At 48.7% G+C, this 24,506-nt stretch carries 21 protein-coding genes and 2 tRNA genes; 17 read left to right on the top strand and 6 right to left on the bottom strand.

Annotated elements, in window-relative coordinates; translation table 11 throughout:
• Positions 1–781 precede the first annotated feature (781 nt).
• Positions 782–907: a DUF6972 family protein gene (locus tag G8768_RS21345; protein WP_371315438.1), complete on the top strand. Its 126-nt coding sequence runs from the start codon at positions 782–784 to the stop codon at positions 905–907.
• A gap of 210 nt (positions 908–1,117) precedes the next feature.
• The gene (locus tag G8768_RS09620; protein WP_166844781.1) at positions 1,118–1,747 is read left to right on the top strand and encodes a hypothetical protein; all 630 of its coding nucleotides are present in this window, start codon (positions 1,118–1,120) and stop codon (positions 1,745–1,747) included.
• A gap of 172 nt (positions 1,748–1,919) precedes the next feature.
• Here G8768_RS09620 and G8768_RS09615 read toward each other — a convergent pair whose 3' ends face one another.
• The 5 genes from G8768_RS09615 to G8768_RS09595 form a co-directional block, all read right to left on the bottom strand.
• Entirely contained in the window at positions 1,920–2,894 is a 975-nt protein-coding gene (locus tag G8768_RS09615) for an alpha/beta hydrolase family protein (protein ID WP_166844783.1), read from the bottom strand.
• A gap of 226 nt (positions 2,895–3,120) precedes the next feature.
• Positions 3,121–4,179, bottom strand: coding sequence for an efflux RND transporter periplasmic adaptor subunit (locus G8768_RS09610; RefSeq protein WP_166844785.1), 1,059 nt, complete (start codon positions 4,177–4,179; stop codon positions 3,121–3,123).
• A 71-nt stretch (positions 4,180–4,250) separates the two neighbouring features.
• The gene (locus G8768_RS09605; protein WP_166844787.1) at positions 4,251–7,373 is read right to left on the bottom strand and encodes an efflux RND transporter permease subunit; all 3,123 of its coding nucleotides are present in this window, start codon (positions 7,371–7,373) and stop codon (positions 4,251–4,253) included.
• 296 nt (positions 7,374–7,669) lie between these two features.
• Positions 7,670–8,467 (bottom strand): LytR/AlgR family response regulator transcription factor, encoded by a 798-nt coding sequence (locus G8768_RS09600; protein WP_166844789.1) that lies wholly within the window; start codon positions 8,465–8,467, stop codon positions 7,670–7,672.
• 51 nt (positions 8,468–8,518) lie between these two features.
• Positions 8,519–9,625, bottom strand: a complete 1,107-nt coding sequence (locus tag G8768_RS09595; RefSeq protein ID WP_166844792.1) for a sensor histidine kinase — start codon at positions 9,623–9,625, stop codon at positions 8,519–8,521.
• A 228-nt stretch (positions 9,626–9,853) separates the two neighbouring features.
• Between G8768_RS09595 and G8768_RS09590 the strand changes: the two genes are divergently transcribed.
• The 11 genes from G8768_RS09590 to G8768_RS09540 all read left to right on the top strand — a co-directional run bounded on the left by G8768_RS09590 (position 9,854) and on the right by G8768_RS09540 (position 17,564).
• A complete protein-coding gene (locus G8768_RS09590; RefSeq protein ID WP_166844794.1) occupies positions 9,854–10,339 on the top strand; it encodes a flavin reductase family protein in 486 nt (161 codons plus the stop codon).
• A gap of 83 nt (positions 10,340–10,422) precedes the next feature.
• Positions 10,423–10,498: transfer RNA gene (locus G8768_RS09585), tRNA-Val, on the top strand.
• 46 nt (positions 10,499–10,544) lie between these two features.
• A tRNA-Asp gene (locus G8768_RS09580) sits at positions 10,545–10,621 on the top strand.
• A 64-nt stretch (positions 10,622–10,685) separates the two neighbouring features.
• Positions 10,686–11,174, top strand: a complete 489-nt coding sequence (locus tag G8768_RS09575) for a hypothetical protein (RefSeq protein WP_167202757.1) — start codon at positions 10,686–10,688, stop codon at positions 11,172–11,174.
• Between the two features lie 422 nt (positions 11,175–11,596).
• The gene (locus G8768_RS09570; RefSeq protein WP_166844522.1) at positions 11,597–11,887 is read left to right on the top strand and encodes a BufA1 family periplasmic bufferin-type metallophore; all 291 of its coding nucleotides are present in this window, start codon (positions 11,597–11,599) and stop codon (positions 11,885–11,887) included.
• Between the two features lie 5 nt (positions 11,888–11,892).
• Positions 11,893–12,747 carry an MbnB/TglH/ChrH family RiPP precursor modification enzyme gene (locus tag G8768_RS09565; protein WP_341800995.1) on the top strand — a complete coding sequence of 285 codons (855 nt, stop codon included), beginning with the start codon at positions 11,893–11,895 and terminating at the stop codon, positions 12,745–12,747.
• Entirely contained in the window at positions 12,748–13,761 is a 1,014-nt protein-coding gene (locus G8768_RS09560; RefSeq protein ID WP_306667750.1) for an HvfC/BufC family peptide modification chaperone, read from the top strand.
• Complete coding sequence (locus G8768_RS09555) at positions 13,751–14,248, top strand: sigma-70 family RNA polymerase sigma factor (protein WP_166844516.1); 498 nt, start codon at positions 13,751–13,753, stop codon at positions 14,246–14,248. The genes G8768_RS09560 and G8768_RS09555 overlap by 11 nt, the downstream gene beginning before the upstream one ends.
• Positions 14,241–14,930 (top strand): hypothetical protein, encoded by a 690-nt coding sequence (locus G8768_RS09550; protein ID WP_166844514.1) that lies wholly within the window; start codon positions 14,241–14,243, stop codon positions 14,928–14,930. The genes G8768_RS09555 and G8768_RS09550 overlap by 8 nt, the downstream gene beginning before the upstream one ends.
• A gap of 252 nt (positions 14,931–15,182) precedes the next feature.
• On the top strand, positions 15,183–16,436 hold the full coding sequence (locus tag G8768_RS09545) for a hypothetical protein (RefSeq protein ID WP_166844512.1): 1,254 nt from the start codon (positions 15,183–15,185) through the stop codon (positions 16,434–16,436).
• 45 nt (positions 16,437–16,481) lie between these two features.
• Positions 16,482–17,564, top strand: coding sequence for a 1-aminocyclopropane-1-carboxylate deaminase/D-cysteine desulfhydrase (locus G8768_RS09540; protein WP_166844510.1), 1,083 nt, complete (start codon positions 16,482–16,484; stop codon positions 17,562–17,564).
• Here the strand turns inward: G8768_RS09540 and G8768_RS09535 are convergent.
• On the bottom strand, positions 17,511–18,689 hold the full coding sequence (locus G8768_RS09535) for a DUF1853 family protein (protein ID WP_166844508.1): 1,179 nt from the start codon (positions 18,687–18,689) through the stop codon (positions 17,511–17,513). The two genes, G8768_RS09540 and G8768_RS09535, sit on opposite strands and share 54 nt — an antisense overlap.
• Positions 18,690–18,990: 301 nt before the next feature.
• On the opposite strand from G8768_RS09535, the gene G8768_RS09530 reads away from it, so the two are divergent.
• The 4 genes from G8768_RS09530 to pepN all read left to right on the top strand — a co-directional run bounded on the left by G8768_RS09530 (position 18,991) and on the right by pepN (position 24,419).
• Positions 18,991–19,860: an NAD(+) kinase gene (locus G8768_RS09530; RefSeq protein ID WP_166844506.1), complete on the top strand. Its 870-nt coding sequence runs from the start codon at positions 18,991–18,993 to the stop codon at positions 19,858–19,860.
• Positions 19,861–20,132: 272 nt separating this feature from the next.
• A complete protein-coding gene (locus tag G8768_RS09525; RefSeq protein WP_243749472.1) occupies positions 20,133–21,116 on the top strand; it encodes a metallophosphoesterase in 984 nt (327 codons plus the stop codon).
• 238 nt (positions 21,117–21,354) lie between these two features.
• A complete protein-coding gene (locus G8768_RS09520) occupies positions 21,355–21,624 on the top strand; it encodes a YeaC family protein (protein ID WP_166844504.1) in 270 nt (89 codons plus the stop codon).
• 68 nt (positions 21,625–21,692) lie between these two features.
• Positions 21,693–24,419 carry an aminopeptidase N gene (gene pepN / locus G8768_RS09515; RefSeq protein ID WP_166844502.1) on the top strand — a complete coding sequence of 909 codons (2,727 nt, stop codon included), beginning with the start codon at positions 21,693–21,695 and terminating at the stop codon, positions 24,417–24,419.
• Positions 24,420–24,506: the final 87 nt, after the last annotated feature.

Here is a 24,506-nt window from a genome sequence, read left to right as displayed (position 1 = left end):
ATGTCCAGGAAATTTAAGTCATTTAGGCAGTGTGATCGGTTTGCTTCGGTTTTGTGTGTGGGTAGGTTGGTGTGCGTGCTCTTGAAAGTACTGTATGTTTTAAGTATTGATACGGATAAGATTGGCCCTATATAAGGTGGTTAGATTTAAAGGCTTGTCAGGTTGAAGTATAATCAAAAGTAACAAGTCGAGATATGAGCCCTAATACTGTATTTGGTTTAGATAACGGAAGGTTGTATGCAGCTTGATTCGAAGGCGTTAGAGTTAGGAATTTCGTTCTGAAATTGGAGGGCTTGCTACAGTGATAAAATTAGACTCGAATAATAAGGATCGTATGCTGGTGTACAAATAATGAGAGATATAAAAACAAAGTACGGTTATATCGTTGGTAGAGATGCATTTCATCTCAAACAAGCATTACATGATGTTGTCGAGGGTAGGTTGGTGCTTACGGGTGAACTGTGTACGTCCATGGCTTCATTGTATGAGGGAGGCGTAGATTTTTTGGCATATAAGATGGAATTTTTCAATGTGAGCCATTTTGAATGTCTAGATCAGGAGAAGCTAAGATTAGATTCGGACTCTAGTTTTCTAGAAGAGGCATTGGGCTGTGGGGTTAAAAAGGTTGTTTTCCTGACATACGACTATGCTTATATTGCTTTGTGTAGAGGATATTCACTAACATTTGGTGATTAGCTTGTATAAGTACCCATGCTCTTTTGGGTTTATTAAGCATGTTGAATGAAAATTCTGACACTGGTATCTGTGAAGATGTCGAGGAATGTTTAAAGAGCCGATTGGCTATAAAGTTGCATCGGATGGTTCTAAAATCCTTTTACACTATGTCGAAATGAAAATTAGAAATAGGTTTTATTACATAATTGCAGGAACCACATCAAGTGAATAGATGTGAAATGGTATGAAGTATGGGCAGATGAAGGCATTGCTGTCGTCAGAGGTGCTGAATTAAAATTTTCTGGATAGTTACGTATCAGTTATTGGTAAGCTTGACTCTAAATCATATTACTTGAATGTAGGCGAAGTTCTTACTACACCATAGGGAGTCAAGCCGGCTAAAATGAAATAGGTGACACAGGGAGTTGGGTGGAATTTTACGATGAATAGACTACTTGTAGGCCTAATACGAAGAGTTCTGAGTTTTATTTTTGTTACCATTGCAATAGGCACAAATGCTAATGAGCTTTGTGATCAACCTAAGTTGGATAATTTTAGTTCAGATAATTATTCAATGCAATTTAACCAGCACATGGAACAAATTGGAAGTCAAGAGTCAAATGACAAAGCTAGATTATGGCTGGAAGCAACTGCATGTTTGGGGTACGAAAAATCAATACAAGAATATCTAGAAAGATATTCAGATAGCGAACAATACCGGGGCCGAGCCACGTCAATCTGGAAAAGGTATTTGTTATCCGAGCAAGGGCAATTAAATGCATATATTGTAATGTCTGGAGTACCGCTTGTTAGGGAGCAGGCGCCCTACGTGGCACTGGATTTATATCAGTACTCATTTGTAAACATAGAGGACGAAGTTTCAAAAAGAGTGGCGTTGTATGGAATTCTCATGGTTTTAGAGCAGCTTGGTTTTCCATGTGGCATGTCACTTTATTGGTATGCCGAATTAAAAAAAGGTCTTGTGGATGGAGGGCCGGTCGCATCATATTATGAAGGTGAAATTCAAGGGTGTGAGTTAAAAATTCAAAATAAAATACGGGAATTACTTTAATCTCCCATGCCGCATAGAGACGAATTGGACTGCAATAGAACAGAACAAAGTTAGATTGGGTACTCACCGTTAGCCAATTTTTGTGCTCTCTAACAGCGGGACGTGCAGCTGATACTGGAGTGATTGTTCAGTTTACTCCGGTAAACAGCGCACGTCGGGCCGGTGCATGCACCTACTGATTCTTCGCAAGAAAGCCCATTATTCTTCCAATACTTCTCGCATGAGTTGAGTCCCGGTTAACACCGCTTTTGTCTTCACAAAGCGGAATGCCATGCACTTTGATGTCTAGCTGACATTTGTCTTGGAAGACGAAGTGGCCTTCATTGCCTTTCAAGGTTTCCAGCTGTGAGCCAGGAATGTGTTCTTGGTAGAAAGCGGCGTGATGTTCAATTGGTAGGAAGTCGCCATTCTCTAAGCCAAATACCAGTACCTTGCTGTCGATGCTTTTTAGACTTTCCGGTTTTGTGATGTGGCCTGCGGCTGGGTCCAATGCAATAAGCTGTGTGATTCGATGGTCTTTAAAGGAACCGTAGGCTTCTTGAGGTAACTCGGGTAAATGACTTTCCTGGGTATAGCGACAGCTTAAATCCGTGCTGGCGTTTTCCTCGCAGTGCTTTTGAGCTAGTTCGTACTGATATTCAGCACCGGCCAATGCGAGAACGGTTGAACCACCGGAAGAAAAACCGACGGCCAGAATGTTCTCCAGATCCAGTGTTTGATCAAAGGGGGATTGTTGAGCCAGCTTATCCAAAGCAATGCTGATATCTTTGGGGCGTTCCCAGAGCTTCAGTGCGGCTGCTGGGTTGATGTTTTCACGGCCATACACCCAGGATTCGCCAAAGTGATTCACGCCAACAACAACGTAACCTTGTGCGGCCAGGGGGTAGGCAAGCCAATTCATGGACTGAACGGAGCCCATGGCTCCGTGGCTCATAACGGCGACCTTTGGTTTTTCCGTTTTGCTGTTAATGCACTTGAGTTCACTATTGCAGTCGGCCTTTGCGGCATACCAGATATTTAATTTGATGGGGCGTTCACGCTCGGAATCGTAAAGATCCATTTCGAATTTTGCGATGGATCTTGCGAATCCCGTGCTGCTGAGGATGACGCCGAGAATCAACAATATGGCTACGGAAAGGTTTTTCATAACAAGGCCTATAACTTCTGATTGATTGGATGGTGTATAGACTAAAGGGAATGAGAGGGTTTGGGAGCTGTGGAATGTCAGCAATCAGGGGTGACAAATGTCAGGAGTTTATTGGGCCTGATTTGGATAGCTGAGGTAGAAAATGGATGTCTTTGGGAAGGGGTAAAAGAAGGCAGCTACAGAGTGAAATGGGGCTGTAGCTGCCTTAGGGGGAATGTGAGGCCGATTAGCCTGCGGATGCCGTCAAGATTTTCAGGGTTTGACCGTCTTTGAGGTTTTCAGCACCGCGCACAATTACGGTGTCACCGGATTGAAGTTCTCCTGTTACGCTGATCTGATTACCTTGTCCGGCACCAGGCTTTACTTCCACGCGCTGGGCTTTTCCGTCCGCATCGACCCGGAACACATAAACCGCTTGCTCACGGAGCACCAGGGCGTCTCGGGGAACACTGAGCTGCTGCTGGCTGGCCGCTTGAGCCAGTTCCACGGTAACCGCTTCACCAATCAGCCATTCCTTATCGTCCAGCTCAAGACGAAGTTCCATCATGCGGGAACGTTCGTCGCCAACGGGAACCGCACCACGAATCTCGGTGCTGATCTCCTGATTATCGCGATGCACGGCGACCATCGTACCGGGCTGGTTAAAACGGGCTACGCGTAAGGGGGCATTAACACTGATTTCCAAGCGTTGGGTGTCAACGAGTCGCAGTAATGGGCTGCCGACTTGGGTGAGTTCGCCCAGATTCATTTCACGGCGGGCAATCACACCGCTGAACGGGGCGATGACCTGACTGCGTTCCAGCTGGTATTGGGCTCGCTCGGCATTAATCTTTGCAATGGCGAGGTCCTGTTGGAGAATGCCGATGCGTGATTCCACTTGATCCAGTTCGTTTTTGGCAACGCTGTTATTTTGCAACAATTTGCTCAAACGCTGCTGCTGGCGGCGTTGATAATCCATATCGGCCTGAATACGCTTAATCTGAGCTTGATCATTACGCAGCTGCAGCTTCAGCAGGTGATCGTCAATCCGGGCGATGGTTTGACCTTTTTCAACGTGCTCACCAACTTCGGCCAGCCATTCCAGGCGTCCACTGATCTCGGCGGAAAGCAGCGCGTCCCTCAGGCTGATAACCGTTCCCGGCAGGCGGGCAAGGTTATCGTTTTGACTGAGAGTCACCTGGGCGGTTTCAACGGCGGGTGTCGGACCCTGGGCGAAACCGCTTTGAACACTCAAGGCGGAACTCAATACCAGACCGGCACAAATTATCTGTTTTAACTGTTTCATCGCACTGTCTCTTGTACGTGTGTTCATAAATCCGTTTCTCTGGCGCTATCGTTGCGCCTTTTGGGCGTCATTTACGAGGCTATTGTTTTGGGTTCTGAGGTTTTCACTTCATTGCTAGTACGGTGCTCAAGCGGAATATCGCTCTGTTGTTTTTTGCCCATGCGTAAAAAGCAGGGCAGGAGTATCAGGGTAAACAGGGTACTCACACACATGCCGCCCACGATGACCGCCGCCAGGCCGCGATAGATCACGCTGCTGGCGCCGGGCATCAAAAGCAATGGCAGCATGCCAAATACGCTGGTGGCTGTACTCATAAAGATGGGGCGCAAGCGTGTCATCAGAGCAGACTTTACAGCCTCGTCTCGGCTCATACCTTCACGCTCGGCGCTGCGGGTCTGGTGAACCAAAAGAATGGCATTGTTAACCACCAGGCCAAGCAGGATGACGAAACCGATCATCGTGAGCAGATCGAGAGGCTGGAAGGTAAATAAGTTTAAAATTTGTAGGGCGAAGATCCCACCGGCCATTGCCAGCGGCATGGCCAATACCACCAGCAAGCTGTCTTTTGCTGAACGGAAGAGGGCCGCCATCAACAGGAACAAGACCAGAAGGGCAATGGCAAAGTTGCTGGCCATGGAGTTCACTGCGCGTTCCAGAGCATTGGCACTGCCGCCATAGAGAATGCTGGCGTCTGCAGGCAGTTCCGCGCGTAATAGAGGTTCAACATCGCTTTTGATCACCTCCATAATATGCTCCAGAGACATGCCTTCCGGTGGGCGAATAAAAATACTGATGGTGCGGCGGCGATCAATACGGCGCAATTGCTGCGGGCCAACGGTACGATCAATGGAGACCAGTTCACCCAGTGGAACGATATTCCCTGCGGGTGTAGCCATTGGTGTGGTGGCCAGGGCTTCGGGGGATGTCCAGGGTTGAGCGCGCAGGATAATATCCAGACGCTTCTCACCATTGAAATGTTCGCCAACGTATAAACCATTACCCATGGAGCGAACAATTTGTGCGACGTCGCTGCGGCTCCAGCCGGCTTCGGCAATTTTACGGTCGTCCGGTTGTAAGCGCAGTTCAGGCTCAGTTTGTTCCAGGCTTGGATTCACGCGAACATCGTCAATCTTCAAGATCTCACGGAGCTTTTTCTGACCCAATGCAGCGGCTTTGGCCAGGGCTTCACGGTCTTTGGCCTGCAAGTGAATGTTGACACTGCGATCACCACCAAAGCCGCCAAAGAGATTTCCCTGTGCCGGGTAGGCACGCAGATCGGGCAGGTCGACGAAGATTTCTTCGCGCATAATCTTTTCGAGTGCTTTGACCTGGGATTGATCTTTAACCCGCGCTCCCATGGTGCCACCAAAGCTACCGAAGGTCAGAATGTAGTAATTTTTCAGTGCGGGTTCGCGCTCACCTTTCATAAAGGGTTTCATGCGCTCATCCAGTACCTGAATGTATTCTTTGGCCACCGTGTCTTTATTAATGCCTGGGGGGAGGCGGAAAAAGGCATCAACTGCATCTCGTTTTACCGGCGGCAGGTAATCCATTTCTGGCAATAACACATAACTGCTGGCGACAGGAACGCAGATTAAGGTTGCTGCAACGATAGCGCGTTTTTTGGCCGTGCTGGTCAATGCCATAATCGCACCGCTGATTTTTTGCCAAAGCCCCAGATTGTGATCGCTAAGTTGTAAATCTTTCAGCCAGTATTTCGCGGCGAGGGGTAAAATACTTACGGCGATAAACAAAGACATAACAACCGCAATGGCGATGGTAATGGCGAGGTCGGAAAATAATTGACCTTCCACTTCCTTCATAAACATCACGGGAAGGAAAATGGCAACGGTAGTTGCGGTTGAAGCGAGCAGGGCGCCCCAAACCTGTCCGGCACCTTCGAGGGAGGCATCGTTATCGCTCAGACCCCGTTCCCTAAGCCGCACAATATTTTCAAGCACAACGATGGCGGCATCCAATACCATGCCAACAGCGAAGGCCAGGCCGGCTAGCGAGATAATATTCAAGCTGCGCCCGGTCAGTTTGAGCATGATAAACGTTGCCAACAGCGATGTTGGAATGGCGATGGCGACAATCAGGGTTGCTCGCAAGCGACGCAAGAACCACCACAAAATACCGACCGCCAACATAATACCCAGCACAATATTGCTGGTAACCAGGGTGATAGCACGGTAGATGAAAACACTCGCATCAAAAGACTGAACCATTACCAGACCTTTTTCAGTCAGGCGTTCCTCATTGAGTTTTTGTACGGTGTCTTTTACGGCGACCAGCGTTTGCAGGGCATTGGCACTGTTCTCTTTGTCGATGCGAATGGAGATTGCCGGATTGCCGTTTTGAGTATTGTGCAGCAGGGTCTCTTCGCGTGTCACACTAACGTCAGCGATGTCGCCCAGTTTAATTGGGCGGCCATCACGCCATTCCAATACCAACTCTTTCAGTTCCCAAGGTTCGTAGCGACCGGTAAAACGCAATGTGTATTGGCGGCGACCAACATCCACAAAACCACCACTGACATCATTTGCTCGGCCTAAACGTGCGGCAGCAGTACTGAGGGGAATACCAAGCTCAGCGGCACGATAAGGGTCGAAGGATATCACCAGTTCTTCCGGGGTTGCGGAAGAGTCCTGGGCGGTTACGCGGGCAACACCGGGCACCGCTTCAATGGCAGGGCGGATGACGTCCTCAGCGAAAGACTGATAATCCTGAATGTTGCCAGCGGTTCCGGGCAGTTGTTGCAAAAAAAAGTAGGTCAATGCCGGCGTATCGCCGCCGCGGCCACGGCCCAGGGTGACAACCGGTTGTGAGGCATCTCGTGGTAATGGATCCAGGCGATTCATGCGCGCAATCACTTCCATCAGGCTGCGCTGCATATCGGTTTCCAGGCCAAATTCCATTTCAATAAAGGCATTGCCTTTGTTTGCGAAGGCTCGCATTTCTTTCATGCCAGGGAGGCCGCGCAGTACGGATTCGATCGGTTCAACAATTTCAGATTCGACTTCCCGTGGTGAGGCTGCTCGCCAACTGGTTTGCACGGTAATGGCCGGGTTTTGAATGTCAGGAAACAGTTGCACCGGCAATTTGCTCAGGCTGTAAATCCCGAAGAGCAAAACCATGGCCAAAATGACGAGGACCGCGGCTGGGTTTTTCAAGGCGTTGGAAGTCAGCTTCACAAGCGTCTCCAGAGAATAAATTGATAAATGCTGCTTTATTAATTGTTACTTTAGCAGCACAAATTACGTGGATTAAGCGTACTTCGGTAAGGCGGTTAGGCCCTGCGGTAATTGACAAAACAGCCGTTTTTTAACGTTTAGAGGTGAGACGAAAGGAAACTTAAAAGCGTTATAAATACTTGCTGTTGGAAAATTGTGGATTTGGAAGTCTGGTTGACTTTATGGGCGGGTTTCTGCAGGTAAGCGACAAAAAAATGGCGCCAGAGGCGCCATAAGTGATTTCCATTGTGGGGTATTCAGTTTCCAAACAACTGTTTTATTTTGTCGCGGTAACTGCGGCTGACTTTCAGTTGGCTGCCATTTTCCAAACTCAACATGTACTCACCGTTATTTAAGGTTTGGGCGCTCTTAATACAGCGAGCGTTTACAATCGTTGAGCGATGGATGCGCAGAAAAATTTCAGGATTGAGTAGGGTCTGCAGGTCCTTCATGGTCTTGCGCATGATATGGGTATTGCCCATGGCGTGTACACACATATAGTCGCCTGCAGCGTCAACCCATTCAATGTCTGAGGTCTTAACACGCTGGATTTCGCTGCCGTCTTTAATATTGATGGTGTCGGGGTAGGTGTTGCCATTGCTTTCGATCAGGGCATCGACATCATTGCTGCCGGTGTATTCCATCAGCAACTTCATCAGCTTCTCTTTGCTGTCAGCATTTTGTTGCTGCTCAATATGTTTTTGTGCGCGCTCGACAGCTTCCTTCAGGCGCTCATCGTCGATGGGTTTTAAGACGTAATCAACGGCGTGCACTTTAAACGCATCGATGGCGTACTGATCGAATGCTGTAACAAAAATAATCAGGGGCAGGTTGTCGCCCTGAAGGCGAGATACCACATCAAAGCCGCTCATGCCGGGCATTTGAATGTCGAGAAATACCACATCGGGTTGTTTGGCCGAGATGGCAGCAATGGCCTCCTGACCATTACTGCATTGCGTGAGAACTTCAATATCAGAGATCTCTTCCAGGCGTAGCTGTAAACCACGGCGTGCCAGTTGCTCGTCGTCTACAATAATCGCGCTGAGTTTGCTCATAAATCCTTCCTTTATGTTTCTTCTTTTGCCCGCCCGAAAGCGCTATCAGGTTTAGCCCTTTTTATCGGCACGTTCCAGAGGAATTCGAATATTAATCGTCAAGCCATGTGGGTCGGTATGGCTGAGGCGGAATGATTGTTCCACGCCATACAGTTCTTGCAGGCGTTCGCGGCTGTTTGCGAGGCCAACACCGCTGCCAGAGCGGCTCTCGGTATTGTGCAGGCTGTCCAAACCCGGGCCGTCGTCGATAACCGCCAATAGCAGATCATTACCAAAGGTTTTGGCTTCGATGGCTATCGTACCGCCATTTACCGCCTGGGCAATCGCGTATTTGATCGCATTTTCTACCAGGGGTTGCAGAAGCAGGCTGGGCATGAGCGCGGTTTTGGCATTATCATCAATATCGAATTTCAATTTCAGGCGTTCATCAAAACGAACTTTTTCGATATCCAGATACAGTCTTAAGGCTTCCACTTCTTCGTCGACAGTCACTTTTTGCATGGGGTCGTTGTCGAGAGAGTAACGCAGGAAGCGGCTCAAACGTGTCACCATGGTATTGGCCAGTTGAGTGTCTTTATCCAGAATCAGAGTGGATATTGCATTCAATGTGTTAAACAGGAAATGGGGATTAAGCTGGTAGCGCAGCATTTTGAGCTGAGCTTCATGGGCCATAGACAGTGCCTTCAAGCCTCGCTGGCGCTCTTCCTGCAGCAGCATATAGTATTTGATCCCGAAGTAGAGGCCGCTCCATACCAGAATTACCCAACTGGCCGTGGTTGCGCCGTCGAAATAAGCAAGGATCCTTTCAATGCCTTCGTAGTCCTCATGTTTAGGATTGCGACGCTCGGGAAACATGTTGTAGAAGATCCATCCACGCGAAGCCATCCAGACACAGCCGGCGACATACGAGGCGATAACCACAGCAATGAGTCGGCGCAGAGCACTCATTTCCCACATATATCGGTAGAGTGCGCGCAGAGGCAAGGTAAGAATCATACCGATAGAGCTTACTATGGGTAGATAGGCCAAGTAGTCATTGGGAACTTTGCCCCAGAATAAAACACCCAAATAGAAAGAGACCCCCCAAGCCGTCCAACCGGCGAATTGCAAGGCCCAAAATAAATAGCGTTTGTCTTGTAAGAGTTTTGAAATTTTCATGGTTTCATTATAACGGCCAGGGGCTAGGGCAGTATTTTCTTTATCGTGGCTTTTGCTCAATTGGGCGCTAAAATGCCTGCCTTGGCGATAGCGATGCTATCTCAGGCTATAGAATTTTACCTGTAAAGTAATGGGTTTTTTCAGTATGGCTTGTTAAGCTATGGACTAAACTATAAGCAAACTATTACAACGAATTTGATGAGTGATCTCACATAAGGCAATTAGCGTATGAATTGTGAACAGGATCTGGGAGCGGCAATGAAGGCGGGTATGCGACGCCTGGCTTCGGGAGTGGCGGTTATCACCTGCCGTGACCAGCAACATGGGCGCCTGGCGATGACGGCTTCCTCGGTGACTTCTGTTTCAGACAGCCCGGCCTCCTTGCTGGTTTGTGTCAACAAAGCCACGACTATGGCCAGTACATTGACCCCGGGAACAGCGTTTGCGGTCAATATCCTGAGTGCAGACCAGCAGGATATTTCCAATGCCTGTGCGGGCGGTGAGCAGGGTGAAGGGCGCTTTCATCTGGGCGACTGGCAGGATAATGCCGAAAAAGTACCCATGTTGAGTGGTTCTCAAGTCTGTTTCAGCTGCAAGGTTGACCAGGTTCACCCTTACGGCACCCACGATATTGTTATCGGCCAGATTGAACAGGTTTGTTTGGACAATGAGCAATTTTCCCCACTGATCTACGGCGACGGAGGCTATTTATAAGCCTTGGGGCCTATTGTAAAAAAATCTATAAAAATCCTTGACTTAGAAAAGCGATTCGGTAGAATGCGCAGCTCTTCAGCAAGGGGTGGTTAGCTCAGCTGGGAGAGCATCGCCCTTACAAGGCGAGGGTCACAGGTTCGATCCCTGTACCACCCACCAATCTCTAGAGCGTGAACTTGAGATTGCACCACTGCTGATATTTTGCGGACCGGTAGTTCAGTTGGTTAGAATACCGGCCTGTCACGCCGGGGGTCGCGGGTTCGAGTCCCGTCCGGTCCGCCACTATTTCAAAAGGCTGCAAGCGATTGCAGCCTTTTTTATTGCCCGAAAGAAACCCATAGACCGGATGGGCGAGAACCCGCGTGGTTCGACAAAATCGCCTGGAGCGATTTTGGATTGCGACGCCAGGAGCAACCCGAAGGGGCATTTGCAGGAGCAAATGATCAGTCCCGTCCGGTCCGCCACTATTCTAAAAGGCTGCAAGCGATTGCAGCCTTTTTTATTGCCCGAAAGAAACCCCATAGACCGGATGGGCGAGAACCCGCGTGGTTCGACAAAATCGCCTGGAGCGATTTTGGATTGCGACGTCAGGAGCGACCCAAAGGGGCATTTGCAGGAGCAAATGATCAGTCCCGTCCGGTCCGCCACTATTCCAAAAGGCTGCAAGCGATTGCAGCCTTTTTTATTGTCAGAAAGAAACCCCATAGACCGGATGGGCGAGAACCCGCGTGGTTCGACAAAATCGCCTGGAGCGATTTTGGATTGCGACGCCAGGAGCAACTCGAAGGGGCATTTGCAGGAGCAAATGATCAGTCCCTCGCCGGTGCTCGCGTAGCCTTGTTTAACCCCCCCCCCTTATGAGTGCTCAAATTTCTTCAGCTCTGTCACCAAATCGCAACAAAAAATTCATCTCCTTGCCATATGTGCAATCTAAGCTTTAACTGTCATATAGCCGCCGATATACAGGCAATAGGAAAAATTATGCAAGATTACTTGGAAGAGTTGCTCGAGTACTTACTCGGCGACGAATACGAAGACGACGAAGTGGATGACTTCTGCGAGTTTTAACAGCTTGCATTTCTGCTTTAAGATTATCGGTCTTTAATTCCCCTTTATAAGATCAAAAGCGGCGATCCTACGTCGCTTTATGCCTCCCTCGACGTCACAAAATATTTGCAATCAAAACTTTGATCTCAGCGTTAAAGAAGATACGAGGCGTTAAACCTTGTTTTCTTAATTGATTGGAGGCTTTGAGGAATGAAACCCAATACATCAAAAACACATCCATTAAATGCGGCTTTGGCCATCTTGAGCGTGGGTGCGGCATCAACTGCGCTGGCGGTACCTGAGCAACCCAAGGTTTGGGAAAAATGTGCTGGTGTTGCGTTGGCGGGAAAAAATGACTGCGGCTCTTTGGATGGCAAGCACGGTTGTGCAGGGCAGGCAACTGAAGATCATTCACCGAATGAATGGGTCTACGTGCCCGAAGGTACCTGCGATAAAATTGGTGGTAAGGTCGCCAAGCTTAAACCTGCCAAAACACCGTAAGAACAGTGTTGCCCCCGTTAGCAAGTATCGCGTTGCGACACCAGTATATGGATGAACTGATTGAGCGCGATATCCAGCTGCCTTGGATGGAGGTTTTAGCGGACAACTTTTTATGTGTTGATAATCTGCATTTTTATCGCGCTGAGCCTTTGTTTGCGTCTTGCCCCCTGAGCTTGCATTGCATTGGGATGAATCTCGGTGCAATGGAACCCTTGGACGAAAGCTATCTGCAATCTGTAAAGCAACTTGCAGATAGGCTCGATGTGCAACAGATTTCTGATCATGCCTGTTTTCATTCACTGGAGGGCGCGCATAGCCATGATTTGTTGCCCGTTGCTTATCACCCGGACAATATACGTTATATAGCTGAGCGTGCTGATTGTGTGCAGACCTTTCTTGGACGGCCATTCTGTGTAGAGAATATTTCTACATATTTGTTTCATCGACAGTCAATACTGTCAGAAGGTCAATTTCTGGCTGGGCTGGCTGAGCTTTCTGGCTGCGGAATCCTTCTGGATGTGAATAATCTGTATGTAAATGGATTGAACGCCCATAACGATGAAGATGCAGCATTGGATTATGCATTGCAACAAATAGCAGAGCTTAAATCTGAACAGGTTTGGCAGATTCATATTGCTGGGCATCAGCGGACACGGTGGGGTGCTATTGATCATCATGGCGCAGCTTTGCATAAAGATGTTTTGTACTTGCTTGCCGAAGCGATTCGTTTGTTGGGTAAAAAGCCGGTATTGCTGGAGTGGGATAATAATATCCCACCGTTGCGTCGGGTGCTGGAAGAACTCAATACGGTAGAGCAAACCCTCACCGACTTCGCTTGCTTGCAAGGTGAGGCACTTTAAATGGCAGAATCCAGCGTGAAAATGTTTGTGAATGAGGAGCGGCAGGCTCAAAAGCGCTTGTTGAACGCTATTGTTTCCTCTGAGTATGTACATCGTCTATCAAGCGACTGGTGTTCATCAAAAACACTAGCGCCCAAACGAATCTGCGAGTTTGAAGCTCGGGGCGTTTATCGAAATAATTATCAAGGAGCTTTGCGTCGCAGCCTTTTGCACAGCTTCCCTGTCGCCAGTCGACATATGCCTGCTGAAGCGTTCGGCGTTCTCGTGAATGAATATTTAGTGTGTTCCCTTGGTAATAAGGCAAATATTGATTTTTTTCCGTCCGATTTTGCCAGCTTTGTGGCCTCGAAAATGGCCTGCATGGAAAATTCATGGGGATTGCCCACGTATTTGGGCGACTTGTTGCGTTTGGAATGGGCTGTTGATTGCGCAACGCGTGGGGCGATTCAAGCTGAACGGCGACTAACGCCGAAAAAGCTTCAGCGCCTCAGTGTGAGTGGAGGTATTCTCAATGCTCGGTTTTCATTTAATAAAAGTTTGCAGATACTCAAATTGCCGGAAGGGCTTATAGAGTTATGGCGGATAATGAAATCGCTTTCGCAACCTGTCGATAGTGTGTTGTTGTCGAGATCTCCACGGCAAGTTTTGCATTCCCTTTACCCGGATGACTATGTCCACGAAGGCGGCCCTGTTGCTCATGAATTAGAGCAGTACTGCTCCATTCAAATTGCCATAGGCGACAGTGGAAAGGGGGCGCCAGGCTCGGAGCGGCTTGCATTGTCTATAGACCCCGTGCACCCATTGCTTTATTCCGTACTGGATTCGCTTCCTCATCGTTTCAGCCTTGAGCAGCTGTCTGTGCTTTGCGAAGATGTTCTTACGAACAGCGAGGCTGTGACGGATGCCGGGGAATTTCTGGTGTCTGTTCTGAGTCAAACAGCTGAGCAAAAGTACTTTTGTGTGGATGCTGACGAAATCGAGCCTTTCAGGAGAAACACGTCAAGTGATCGATGAAAGCCAATTGAATCGCCTGTATCGATATGCGCTTTCGCTGTGCGCAGAGTCGGATGTGGCTTACGACTTGGTTCACGGTGCAATAGGGCGGTTTATTGAGCCACCTGTGCCGGAACTTCAAGATCCCATGCCTTACTTAATGCGCAGTGTTCGCAATGCTTTTATTGATCAGCAGCGCCACCGACAGCGTTATTCTCATCAGGCTTTCGAGGAGGAGCAAGTCCTCCAGGATTTTCATCTCAAGGTGCTCGAATCTCTGGTGATTGATGAACACCTTCTGGAACAATTACTGGAAATGCTCAGTGCTGAAGAGGGTGAAATTCTCTATCTGTGGGCGGTTGAAGGTTACAGTACCCAAGAGGTTGCCGATTTGCTGGAAATGCCAAAGGGGAGCTTGCTGTCCAAAATTCACCGCTTACGTAAACGTTTGCTGGCCAGCGAATGGGTGAGGGAAAGTGCTCAGGGGGAGGGTGGCCGATATGCCTAAATCATTAAAAGCGGGTTTGCAGTCCCATTTCGAATCCTCCAGTTTGTCGGAGGAGCAATTAGCTGCACTGAAAAAGTTGCAGGGCATTCAAAATGGTAACGAAGCCATATTGAGCAAAACAAATAACTTAGCGGCTGAACTTAAGGTAGAGTCTTCAAATGCTCAAAGGAAGTCACCCGCGTCGTTTACATTGTCGTTTCGATCCCTGGCGGCTTTATTCCTGTTGGTAAGCACCCTGAGTTTAAGCTGGTGGTATCAGACTTCTTCCGACGTAAAAGCCTGGCCGAAGGCAGACGCTATTGCCGCCGAAGTGGTTTATAACCACTTGAAGCAACGACCTTTGGATTTTGTTGATCGTGAGTTAGGGGAGTTGAATCGTCGCTTTTCCCAGTTGGATTTTCGTTTGCAGCGTTCCGCCTTAAGTGAAAACTTTCAGTTGGGTGGTGGACGTTATTGTTCATTGCTGTCTATACCGGCTGCGCAGTTGCGCAGTGTTCAGGGAAAGGAGGGCGAGTATGAAACACTCTATCAGGTGGATTATCGCGAAAATATCTTTGGTGACTTGCCGATAATTGCCGATGGGCAGTCTGCAATTGTGCGCTACCACAAAGGTGTAGCTGTTGAAATTTGGGTTGATAAGGGGATACTTTTTGCACGAACCATAAGCGAAGAGAGAATGTGACCCAAGCAAAAGAAAAAGACGAGCTGTGCGCCATCCAAAATGGCGCGCTTTTAGAACAATGTTCCCGTTGTTTCTAATGCTATTTTTCATACCCGCGCTATAGAATTTACATAGGGCTCGGTTTAGACTGGCAGCTCGTTAATTAAAGACATGACATGGATGATGTCTTCTTATTCGATTCACCTGATGAACTATTAGCTCTTGGAGAGCTTTTACGGGGTGATCTCGATGAGAGCCTAGGGAGAGTAATCGATGGGCGAAATCAGACCCGAACAATATCAGCTGGTTTTTTTCTTTGAAGGGACAGATGTCAGCCGACAGATGCTGGTTGAGGAATTTGAATCTGTTCTCGATGGCTTTGTGCCGCTGGTGGATTACAGTGGCAGGAAGTGCCAGTGTGCCTTTCTTTTGGTCAACCCTGACCTGACAGTTGATGCTGTGGTGTTCTTTCATCTCGGTTTTGATATATCCGGTCGCCCGGATCTTCATTGGAACACACCGATTAAACAACTGGCCTGCCAGGCCGACATTACTCCCACCCTGAGTAGGGTTATTCGAATCGCAAGCTATTCCAATTGCAGCATTGCCTGGCATCAACAAAAGTTGTGGGAACCTTTTGTTGAACAAGTGGAAGCGATGGTGCAATGCGTTAAGAGCAATCAGTTGGGACTTGGGCAGTTGGATCGTCAACAGTCTTCCACAAGCGAGATTCCCGCCTTGCAAATTAATGACAGTGCTCAGCCTGTGGTGCTGACGAATTTGGCAGACTATGTTGGTGGTGATGGTTTTGACGAGAGCATGCTGGAGAAACAGCGCAAAAATTACGAGCAGCAGTTAAATTTAAAAAGTCTGGAAATTGGTAAGCTGCGCGATCAGCACAATGAATTGCTGTTGCAGCTGAAGTCTTTGGAAGGGCGCTTTGAGAAAAGTGTCTACGAAAAAGCGCAATCCTATATCGAAAAACGCGACAAGAAGTGGCAGGAGAAATTAGGCCAAGCCAAGCAATACATCCTTCAGCAAAATCGCCTTATCAAGGAGAAAGATGCTGAGCTTGAGTCGCGTACTCAAATGCACACAGGGGATGAATCCCTAAATAACGCTGCCGGTAACCGCTTTGCTCAGAGCGGCTCTTCGCAGCCGGGTTCTTCTCAAAACAGTTCTCCCCAAAATAACAATGCCATGCTCAAGTTGATGCAAGATCAGGGGATAAAGCTACAGGTCAATCATCCGGGGATAGGCAGCCTTCATATTCCTTACGAGGATGTAATCGAGTATCTTGCGGCGCCGATGGTGTACGTTGCAAATCTCAGAGGTGTTCGTCCGGAAGACTATGCTGCCTGGTTGCAGCATCGCAAGAATCCTCGTTGCCAGGGCTTCACTGAGGATGGAAAAGCCTGTTGCGAGAAAATTGACCCGGTCAGCGATCTGGATCAATTTGTGCCGGGTCACAGCGATTTCTGCCAGCATCATCGAATGGAAAAGCCCCAAAACGAGTCCCTTGCCTGATTCCTAAATGCCGTTACACTGGGCCTCCCATGTAACGGCATCATTATGATCAATATTTCATCTCCCCTTGAACTTCCGGCTTTACGACTGAATGACAGGCTTGAGCATTTGCTCAATCAGGCGCGTGCCCAGGAAAGTCGTTTCATTGACCTTGCTCCGTCGAGGGGGCTGGAGCTTTGGCATCTCGATAAAGTCTGTTCATATGCCAGTGGAAACAAGTTCTTCAAACAGGCACTGTATTGGTTAGCGGCGGAGACCCACCCGGAGTTACCTTTGCTCAGTTTTGGTGGCGCCTATTCCAATCACCTGTATGCATTGGCGGCCGAGGCACAAAGAAAGAAGCGCAACTTAATTGCGGTTGTTCGGGGCTTGCATGAAGGCCCGCTCAACCCCTGTTTGCGTGATCTCGAAAATATGGGAGCAAGTATTCAATTCGTAAGTCGCCAGGATTATCGTCGCAAAGATGATCAGGACTACTTGAATGAGCTTGCCCAACAATGGGGGCCGTTTATCCATGTGCCAGAGGGCGGTGGTGGGCTTATGGGAGCCTTTGGTGCGCAGGCCATTGGGCTTGCGGCGGCAGAGAAGGATATTGAAAACATTGTTTTGGCAGTGGGCACTGGCAGCACTGCAGCAGGGGTTTTGGCCGGCCTGGATATCGCTTGTCGTCGCCAACTCCTGCAGGGCTGCAGGCCTTCATTCAAGCGTCTGCTATTGGTTCCCGTTATTAAGCTTCAGCGTCAGCCGGATCAAAAGAATGTCCTGGATGAGATTCAATATTTGAGATCACAGCTGGCGGATGTCAATGCAGAACGTCTGGGCGTTGATGCAAATGTTGAAACTTCCGATTGGGTACAGTGGGAGTGTTGTGAGGGTTTTCAATTCGGTGGTTATGGAAAATTTCCTCCACAGTTGGCTCGGTTTTTATCGTCCTTTGAAAGCAAATTTTCAGTGACCCTGGACCCTGTCTATACCGCCAAAGCAATGGCGATGGCTTGTCGTTTCATTGCGGAAGAACACTATCCTGATTTGCCTGAACTCTCTTCGCGGAATTCCGCCCAACATCAGCGGCTTTTATTTATTCACAGTGGCGGTTTGCAGGGGCGTCGGGGTTTCGGTTTGCTTTAGTGCGATTTCCAACCAGGAATCAGGAACCACAAACAGCCTCAGTTCCGGGGCCTTTGAATACGCCGACGGAATATGATTGGGGCTCATTACCAAGGGCAATGGGCGAGGCATTGTGCTGTGCTTTTTTTGCTTGGCCTTATTTTCCAAGGTCTGTAAATCCCGTGCCTGGCTCGCAAAGTATTCATCAATATAGGCGGCAAACTCCCGTGTGGGGAGGGCGGTTTGCTGATATTGATGGCGAGGCCTGGCCGCCATAAACTCCAGCTTGTGCAGTTGAGTAAACCAGCATTGCCCCCAGCGTTGTTCCACTTCTTTCAGAAACTTTCCGGCTTCACTATGTGAAATCCATAGTCCCTTTAAATGTTCCGGGTCAGCGAGCTCGGGATCAGGCATCGGGGAAAATGCCGGATAAAATAATCTTCCACGCAGCAAATATTGCGCGTCCACCGGACTGATGGCCAGTTCCGCTAAACGTTCCTGCGCAGCGGGGTGCTGGCTGAGAAACAACTGTTGCTCGATGAATTTGACCATCTTGATATCAAGACGATCGTTACAATTTGGTCCCATCCAGTGTTGCCACTGGCTGTTGCCTGTTTTGCTATCCGGATTTTCTATGGGTAAGCCCAGATAAAACTTACAAGCCATTTCGATATGTTGATAGCGTCCCCCTTGGCGTTCCTGGGCCAGGAAATCAAATTCGCCAATGGTGCGACCTTCATTGTGATGCGCACTTTGAATTTGCAGGTTACGAGCGATCAGGATATAGGGATTACCTGGGTTTGAAAAATACGCGCTTAACAAATCTTCTGCGTACAGCCCCAGGCGTCGATGTCCTGAAGCGTAGTGAGCCTCAACAATAAACGTCTTGTCAGGTTTGGGTAAACGCCGAATAGAAAGCTGCTGCTGTGTATGAGTGAGAAGCGGTAAAAGATTCAAAAGTTCTGGCGCTTGAAGCAGCCAGTCCAAATCCCGCTGCACCGGGTTGTGCTCATCATTCAGCGGTTGGGCTTTGCGTCGCTCGTCAGATCGAACTTCCTTCAAAACCGCATCGAGTACGCGATTGGGGTCAAAGCTTGTGTGCTTATCGGAGCTATCTGGAGATTGTGGGGGAGAGGCCTTGCTCATTATTATAATGTTCTGGCCGCTTCCGGAGACTTTTTGTTGACGGTCATGAAGCTGACGATACCTCTTTGTTTCTATGGATATTGGTTTGTTTCTATGAATATTGGGCCTTATGACCAGCTGGCGAATAAATGTTCTGCTTTATTTGCATGGTTCTTGTACGCTAGCTTGTCATATAATAAACCGAGTGTGTACGTTTTGTAGTACTACACAAGTACGGATTTTAGGGGGGTCGAGAGTGAAAAGCGGCCGAAATATCAGTTTAGGCCGGGCCAGAGGCCCAGCGAACAATTAGAATTACACTATGGCTGAATTTAAACGTATTGGCTTAATCGGTCGCTTGGGGAGTGACAGCGTACAATCTTCCCTGAAAAACCTGATTAGCTTTATCAATGCTCGCAACCTCGACGTGGTGCTTGAAAAAGAGACCGCTACCTTGCTGCCAGGCCATGATATGGAAACTTGCAGCTATGAAACCCTTGGCAAGACCTGCGATTTGGCCATTGTGGTCGGTGGTGATGGAAGCATTCTCAGTGCTGGTCGGGCATTGGTGAAATACAAAATTCCAATTCTGGGCGTCAACCGTGGGCGTCTGGGTTTCCTTACTGATATTGCGCCTGAAGACATTGATACCCTGGTGGGCGAAGTTCTGGATGGCAAATATGTCATGGAGGAACGCTTTCTGCTCGAAATGACTGTGCAGCGAAATGGTCAATGGGTGAGTGGTGGTGATGCCATGAACGATGTGGTGATTCACCCGGGGCAGTTTATCCGTATGATCGAGTTTGAACTGTATATCGACGAACACTTTGTTTACCGCCAGCGTTCCGATGGTTTGATCGTTTCGACACCTACCGGATCGACGGCCTATGCACTGAGTGGCGGCGGACCGCTCATGCACCCAAAGCTCGACGCCATTGTGCTGGTGCCCATGCATGCTCATGCCCTCAACAGTCGCCCGATTGTGGTGGATGGCAGCAGTGATTTGAAGATCGTCATCGGCCGCAATAATACCGCGAAGCCCCATGTGACCTGTGATGGTCAAACTCATGTGATCACCGAGCCCGGGGATGAAATTCTGGTTCACAAGAAATCCCGCAAGGTGAAGTTGATGCATCCGCTGAATCAGAATTTCTACGAGACCTGCCGATCCAAACTCGGCTGGAGCAGCTAGGTTCAGGGGCGATTAATCGCAGAACCCATAAGGTTGTAGATAGCGGTATATGAGCAGAGCTTAGTGGAATGCGGGTGGTTTATCAGGGTTAACGCCGAAAATGGTAAACCAATTGTCACAATGGCCGCTAGACTAAGTATAGATGTAATAAAATTGTCGTTAAAAAGTGAAGTCTAGGAACAGGATTTCGAGAACTCTACATTGTTAGCATTGAGCACATGAGATATCGCAATGCTGAATATGATTGAAAGAGTTGGCAAGAAGATAGAGTGATGATGCACAGCAGTATCCCAAACGCTCCCGAGCAGCGGAGCTTTGACATTATTGGTGATATTCATGGTTGCGCCCAAAGCCTGGTGCGCTTGCTGGAGCGGCTTGGCTATGAAAAAAGCCAGGGTATCTATCGTCATCCCAGCCGACAGGCGGTTTTTCTCGGCGATATCATTGATCGCGGTCCTGCCATTCGGCAGTGCATTCATATTATTCGAGACATGGTTGAGCAGGGCAGTGCCCAAATGGTTTTGGGCAATCATGAGCTGCACGCCATCGCCTATGAGCGTTTAAAAGGCATGGGTGCCAGCACCAGCGATCGCTTGATTGAAGAAACCCGATTGCAGTTTGAAGGTCTTGAAGGGGAATGGCAAAGCCATGTGGCCTGGTTCCAGAGCTTGCCGGTATTTCTGGAGCTGCCAGGTTGCCGTATTGTTCATGCCTGCTGGGATGGGCAAATGATCGCCCAGTTCAAGCAAGAGTTCATTGATTTTACTCCCCAAGAGTTCTGGCAGGCCGCGATGACTCGAGGCAGCTTTATTTCCCGTTTTCTGGACCGACTGACTCGGGGCACGGTTCTACCGCTACCCGATGGCCGTAGTCTCAATAGCCGGGATGGTTACGTTCGCCGCTTTTTCCGAACCAAATTCTGGGCCAGCGAACCTGCGACTTATAAAGATGTAGTGTTCCAGCCGGACCCGTTGCCTGAGGATATCGCCAGTCGCGAATTGGATTCCGACGAGAAAAACACCTTACTCAGCTACCAGGATAATGAGCCGCCGATCTTTATTGGCCATTACTGGTTGAGCGGTGACCCGAGGCCTTTACGCCCGAATGTGGCCTGCCTGGATTACAGTGCGGTGAAGGATGGCAAGCTGGTGGCTTATCGCTTTGATGGCGAGACGCAAATCACCCAGGATAAATTTGTTTGGGTAGATGTTGCCAGGGAGATTCTCGACGACGCACGGGAATACAGTCCGCTTTAAGGCATATTGGTCCATCTCTCTGCTTTTTATTCTCTATTCTGCACTCTTTATTCTCTACTCTCCATTCTGCACCACACACGTTCATGTTTCTGCCAGTTGCACTTGTTCACGAGCAGCCGCCGTCTGCTGGGTGTATAATAAGCGTCGATGATCGCTGACGAGGGTTCCGGTCAGTTTGTGATGATACGCCGGGCAAAACTTCCTTCTACAGTGTCGCCTTAACATCTATGGTCCCAGTATGAATTTTGAACAACTTTTAGACAGTATCGATCCGAGCATTTATCAGAATTTAAAGCGCGCTATTGAGTTGGGTAAATGGCCTGACGGTCGTGTGTTAAGCAAAGAGCAACGCGAAATGTGTCTGCAGGCGGTAATTGCCTATGAGCACAAACATTTGTCAGAGGATCAGCGCACCGGTTATATCCCGCCAAAACCGCATCAACATTGTGGTGGCAGCGGAGAAGTGGCCGAGCCCGATGAAGAGCAGCCGTTGAACTGGAAGCATTGATCAAGGTGGCATTGCCTTTTCCTGCCCATCTGTAGCCCTGTAAACCGTCAAAAATAGCGAAACCTTACGTGTCGAATAAAACCATTTATTTAAAAGATTATCGAGCGCCTGCTTATTGGATTGATCGTACCGATCTGTATGTCGATCTTCACGACGGACAAAGCAAGGTGAGTAGCCGCTTGTCCATGCAGGTTAATCCGGATGCCAGTATTGAAGAGCGGCAACAATTGCAATTGCATGGTCGAGAGCTAGTTCTGGAATCAGTCGAACTGGATGGCAAGCCCCTAACGGAAAGCGACTATGAGATCGATGATGAATACCTTACGTTGCCGATCGGGCGCTTGCTGGGGGAGGTTGAAAATGATGAGTTGTGTTTTGACCTGACCATCGTCACCTTGATCGAGCCGGAGAAGAATACTTCTCTCGAAGGCTTATATCGCTCCAGCAGTATGTATTGTACCCAGTGCGAAGCTGAAGGTTTTCGAAAGATTACCTATTATCTGGACCGTCCGGATGTAATGAGTGAGTTTTTTACCAGCATTGAAGCCGATGCTAACCGTTATCCCGTTATGCTGAGTAATGGTAATAAAATCGAAGACAAGCAGCTGGATAACGGTCGCCGTTTGGTGCGTTGGCATGATCCGTTTAAAAAGCCAGCGTACTTGTTTGCGTTGGTTGCTGGTGATTTGGAATGTGTTGAAGATCACTTTGTCACCATGACTGGGCGTGAAATTCTGCTACAGATTTTTGTTGAAGCTAAGGATCTGGATAAATGTCAGCACGCCATGGAATCCCTAAAAAACTCCATGCGCTGGGACGAAGAAGTATACGGCCGTGAATATGATCTCGATATCTTTATGATCGTGGCCGTCGACGATTTCAATATGGGGGCCATGGAAAACAAGGGCCTGAATATTTTTAATACCTCCTGTGTTTTGGCCAAAGCTGAAACCACGACCGATGCCGGCTTTCAACGCGTAGAAGGTGTGGTAGCCCATGAGTATTTCCACAATTGGTCAGGCAATCGGGTGACTTGTCGCGATTGGTTTCAGCTTTCCTTAAAAGAGGGCTTTACCGTATTCCGTGATGCTCAGTTTTCATCGGATATGGGGTCTGAAACCGTAAAACGTGTTGAGGATGTCAGCTTGCTGCGCAGTGCTCAATTTGCGGAAGATGGCGGCCCCTTGGCTCACGCGGTAAGACCAGCATCCTTTATCGAGATTTCAAATTTCTATACCCTGACAATTTACGAGAAGGGTGCTGAAATTGTTCGCATGTTGCATACCTTATTGGGGGCAGAAACCTTCCGTAAAGGGTCTGATCTGTATTTCCATCGCCACGACGGTCAGGCGGTTACGGTAGAAGATTTTGTTGCGGCCATGGCGGACGTATCCGGTCGAGATTTTAGCCAGTTCATGAATTGGTATCGCCAGGCAGGTACTCCGGAACTTACCATCAGCGAAGAATACGATGAGGATGCGCGAGAGTATCGCGTGACGATTGAGCAGTATTGTCGCCCCACACCGGAGAGCAGTGAAAAAGCCCCATACCATATTCCGCTGAATATCAGCCTGTGGGGAGAGGCCGGTGCTCTGGCAATTCGTTTGAAAGGTCAGGAACCTGATTTTGAAACCGAAGACAATACCCAAACGATTATTGAGCTTCATGATCAGCGCACCGAATTGTGTTTTATGGATGTTCCGGAGCGTCCGGTATTCTCGTTTTTACGCGGTTTTTCGGCACCGGTTAAGGTTCATTTTAAGCGCGACAATGATCAATTACTGCGTTTGATGCGGAACGAAAGTGATGGCTTTTCTCGTTGGGACGCCTGCCAGCAGCTTCTGCTGAATGCAATTGCCGAGTTAGAAACCGTCGCAAGCAATGATGTCTCTGAACAGGCACATATTTGTGAGCCAATAGCCGAGGCCTTTTGGGCTTTGCTCCAGGACGAGACGGCGGATCCTGCCATGATCGCTCTAATGTTGAGTCTGCCATCTCTGACGTATTTGATTGAGTTGCGTAATGAGGTTCAACTAGGGAAGCTGGACCGCGCTCGCGAAACACTGCGCCTGGCCATTGCTAATCGTTGTTTCGACGTACTGTGGAATATTTATCAAGACTATGACCACAATATTGAATATAAACCTGAGGCCGAGCAGATCGCAATGCGCAGTCTGAAAAACACGGCACTTGCTTATTTAATGCTGGCCGTTGATCAAGGGATGCGGCAGGGGGAAAGGGGACGTGTCCTGGAGGCGTGCGCAGCCCAGTATGAACAAGCCAATAATATGACCGATCAGCTGGCGGCCCTACAGGCGATGCTGAATGCGGAATATGCCGCTGAGAGGGCCGATACGGCACTGGAAGCGTTTTATGATCAGTGGCAATCCGAAGCCTTGGTAATGAACTTGTGGTTGCAGGTTCAGGCAGTGAGGCGCTCACCGAATGCCTTGTCACAAGTGCGTACCTTAAAGAACCACCCGGCCTTTGATAGCAATAACCCCAATAAGATTCGCTCATTGATCGGCGCATTTTGCGGGCAGAACCTCACAGCCTTTCACGCCAGTGACAGTGAGGGAGTTGCGAGTTCGGAAGCCTACGATTTTCTTGCCAGTGAGGTGCTAAACCTGGATCAACGCAATCCACAGATTGCCGCGCGCTTGCTGGTGCCATTGACACGCTGGCACAAGTTCAGCGGTGAGCGTCAAGCTTTGATGAAGAAGGCGCTGCAAAATATTGCGAACCAGAAAACGTTGTCTAAAGACGTCCGGGAATTGGTTGAGAAAAGTTTATAAACCCTTCTTAAGCTCCATAAAAAAGGCCAGCAAATTGCTGGCCTTTTTTAGGTTTTTCGAAAACTTGCTGTACAAAAACTTGTGCCT

Source organism: Pseudoteredinibacter isoporae, from assembly GCF_011602085.1.
GTDB classification, from domain to species: domain Bacteria; phylum Pseudomonadota; class Gammaproteobacteria; order Pseudomonadales; family Cellvibrionaceae; genus Pseudoteredinibacter; species Pseudoteredinibacter isoporae.
This window is presented reverse-complemented; position numbering and strand designations above follow the sequence as displayed.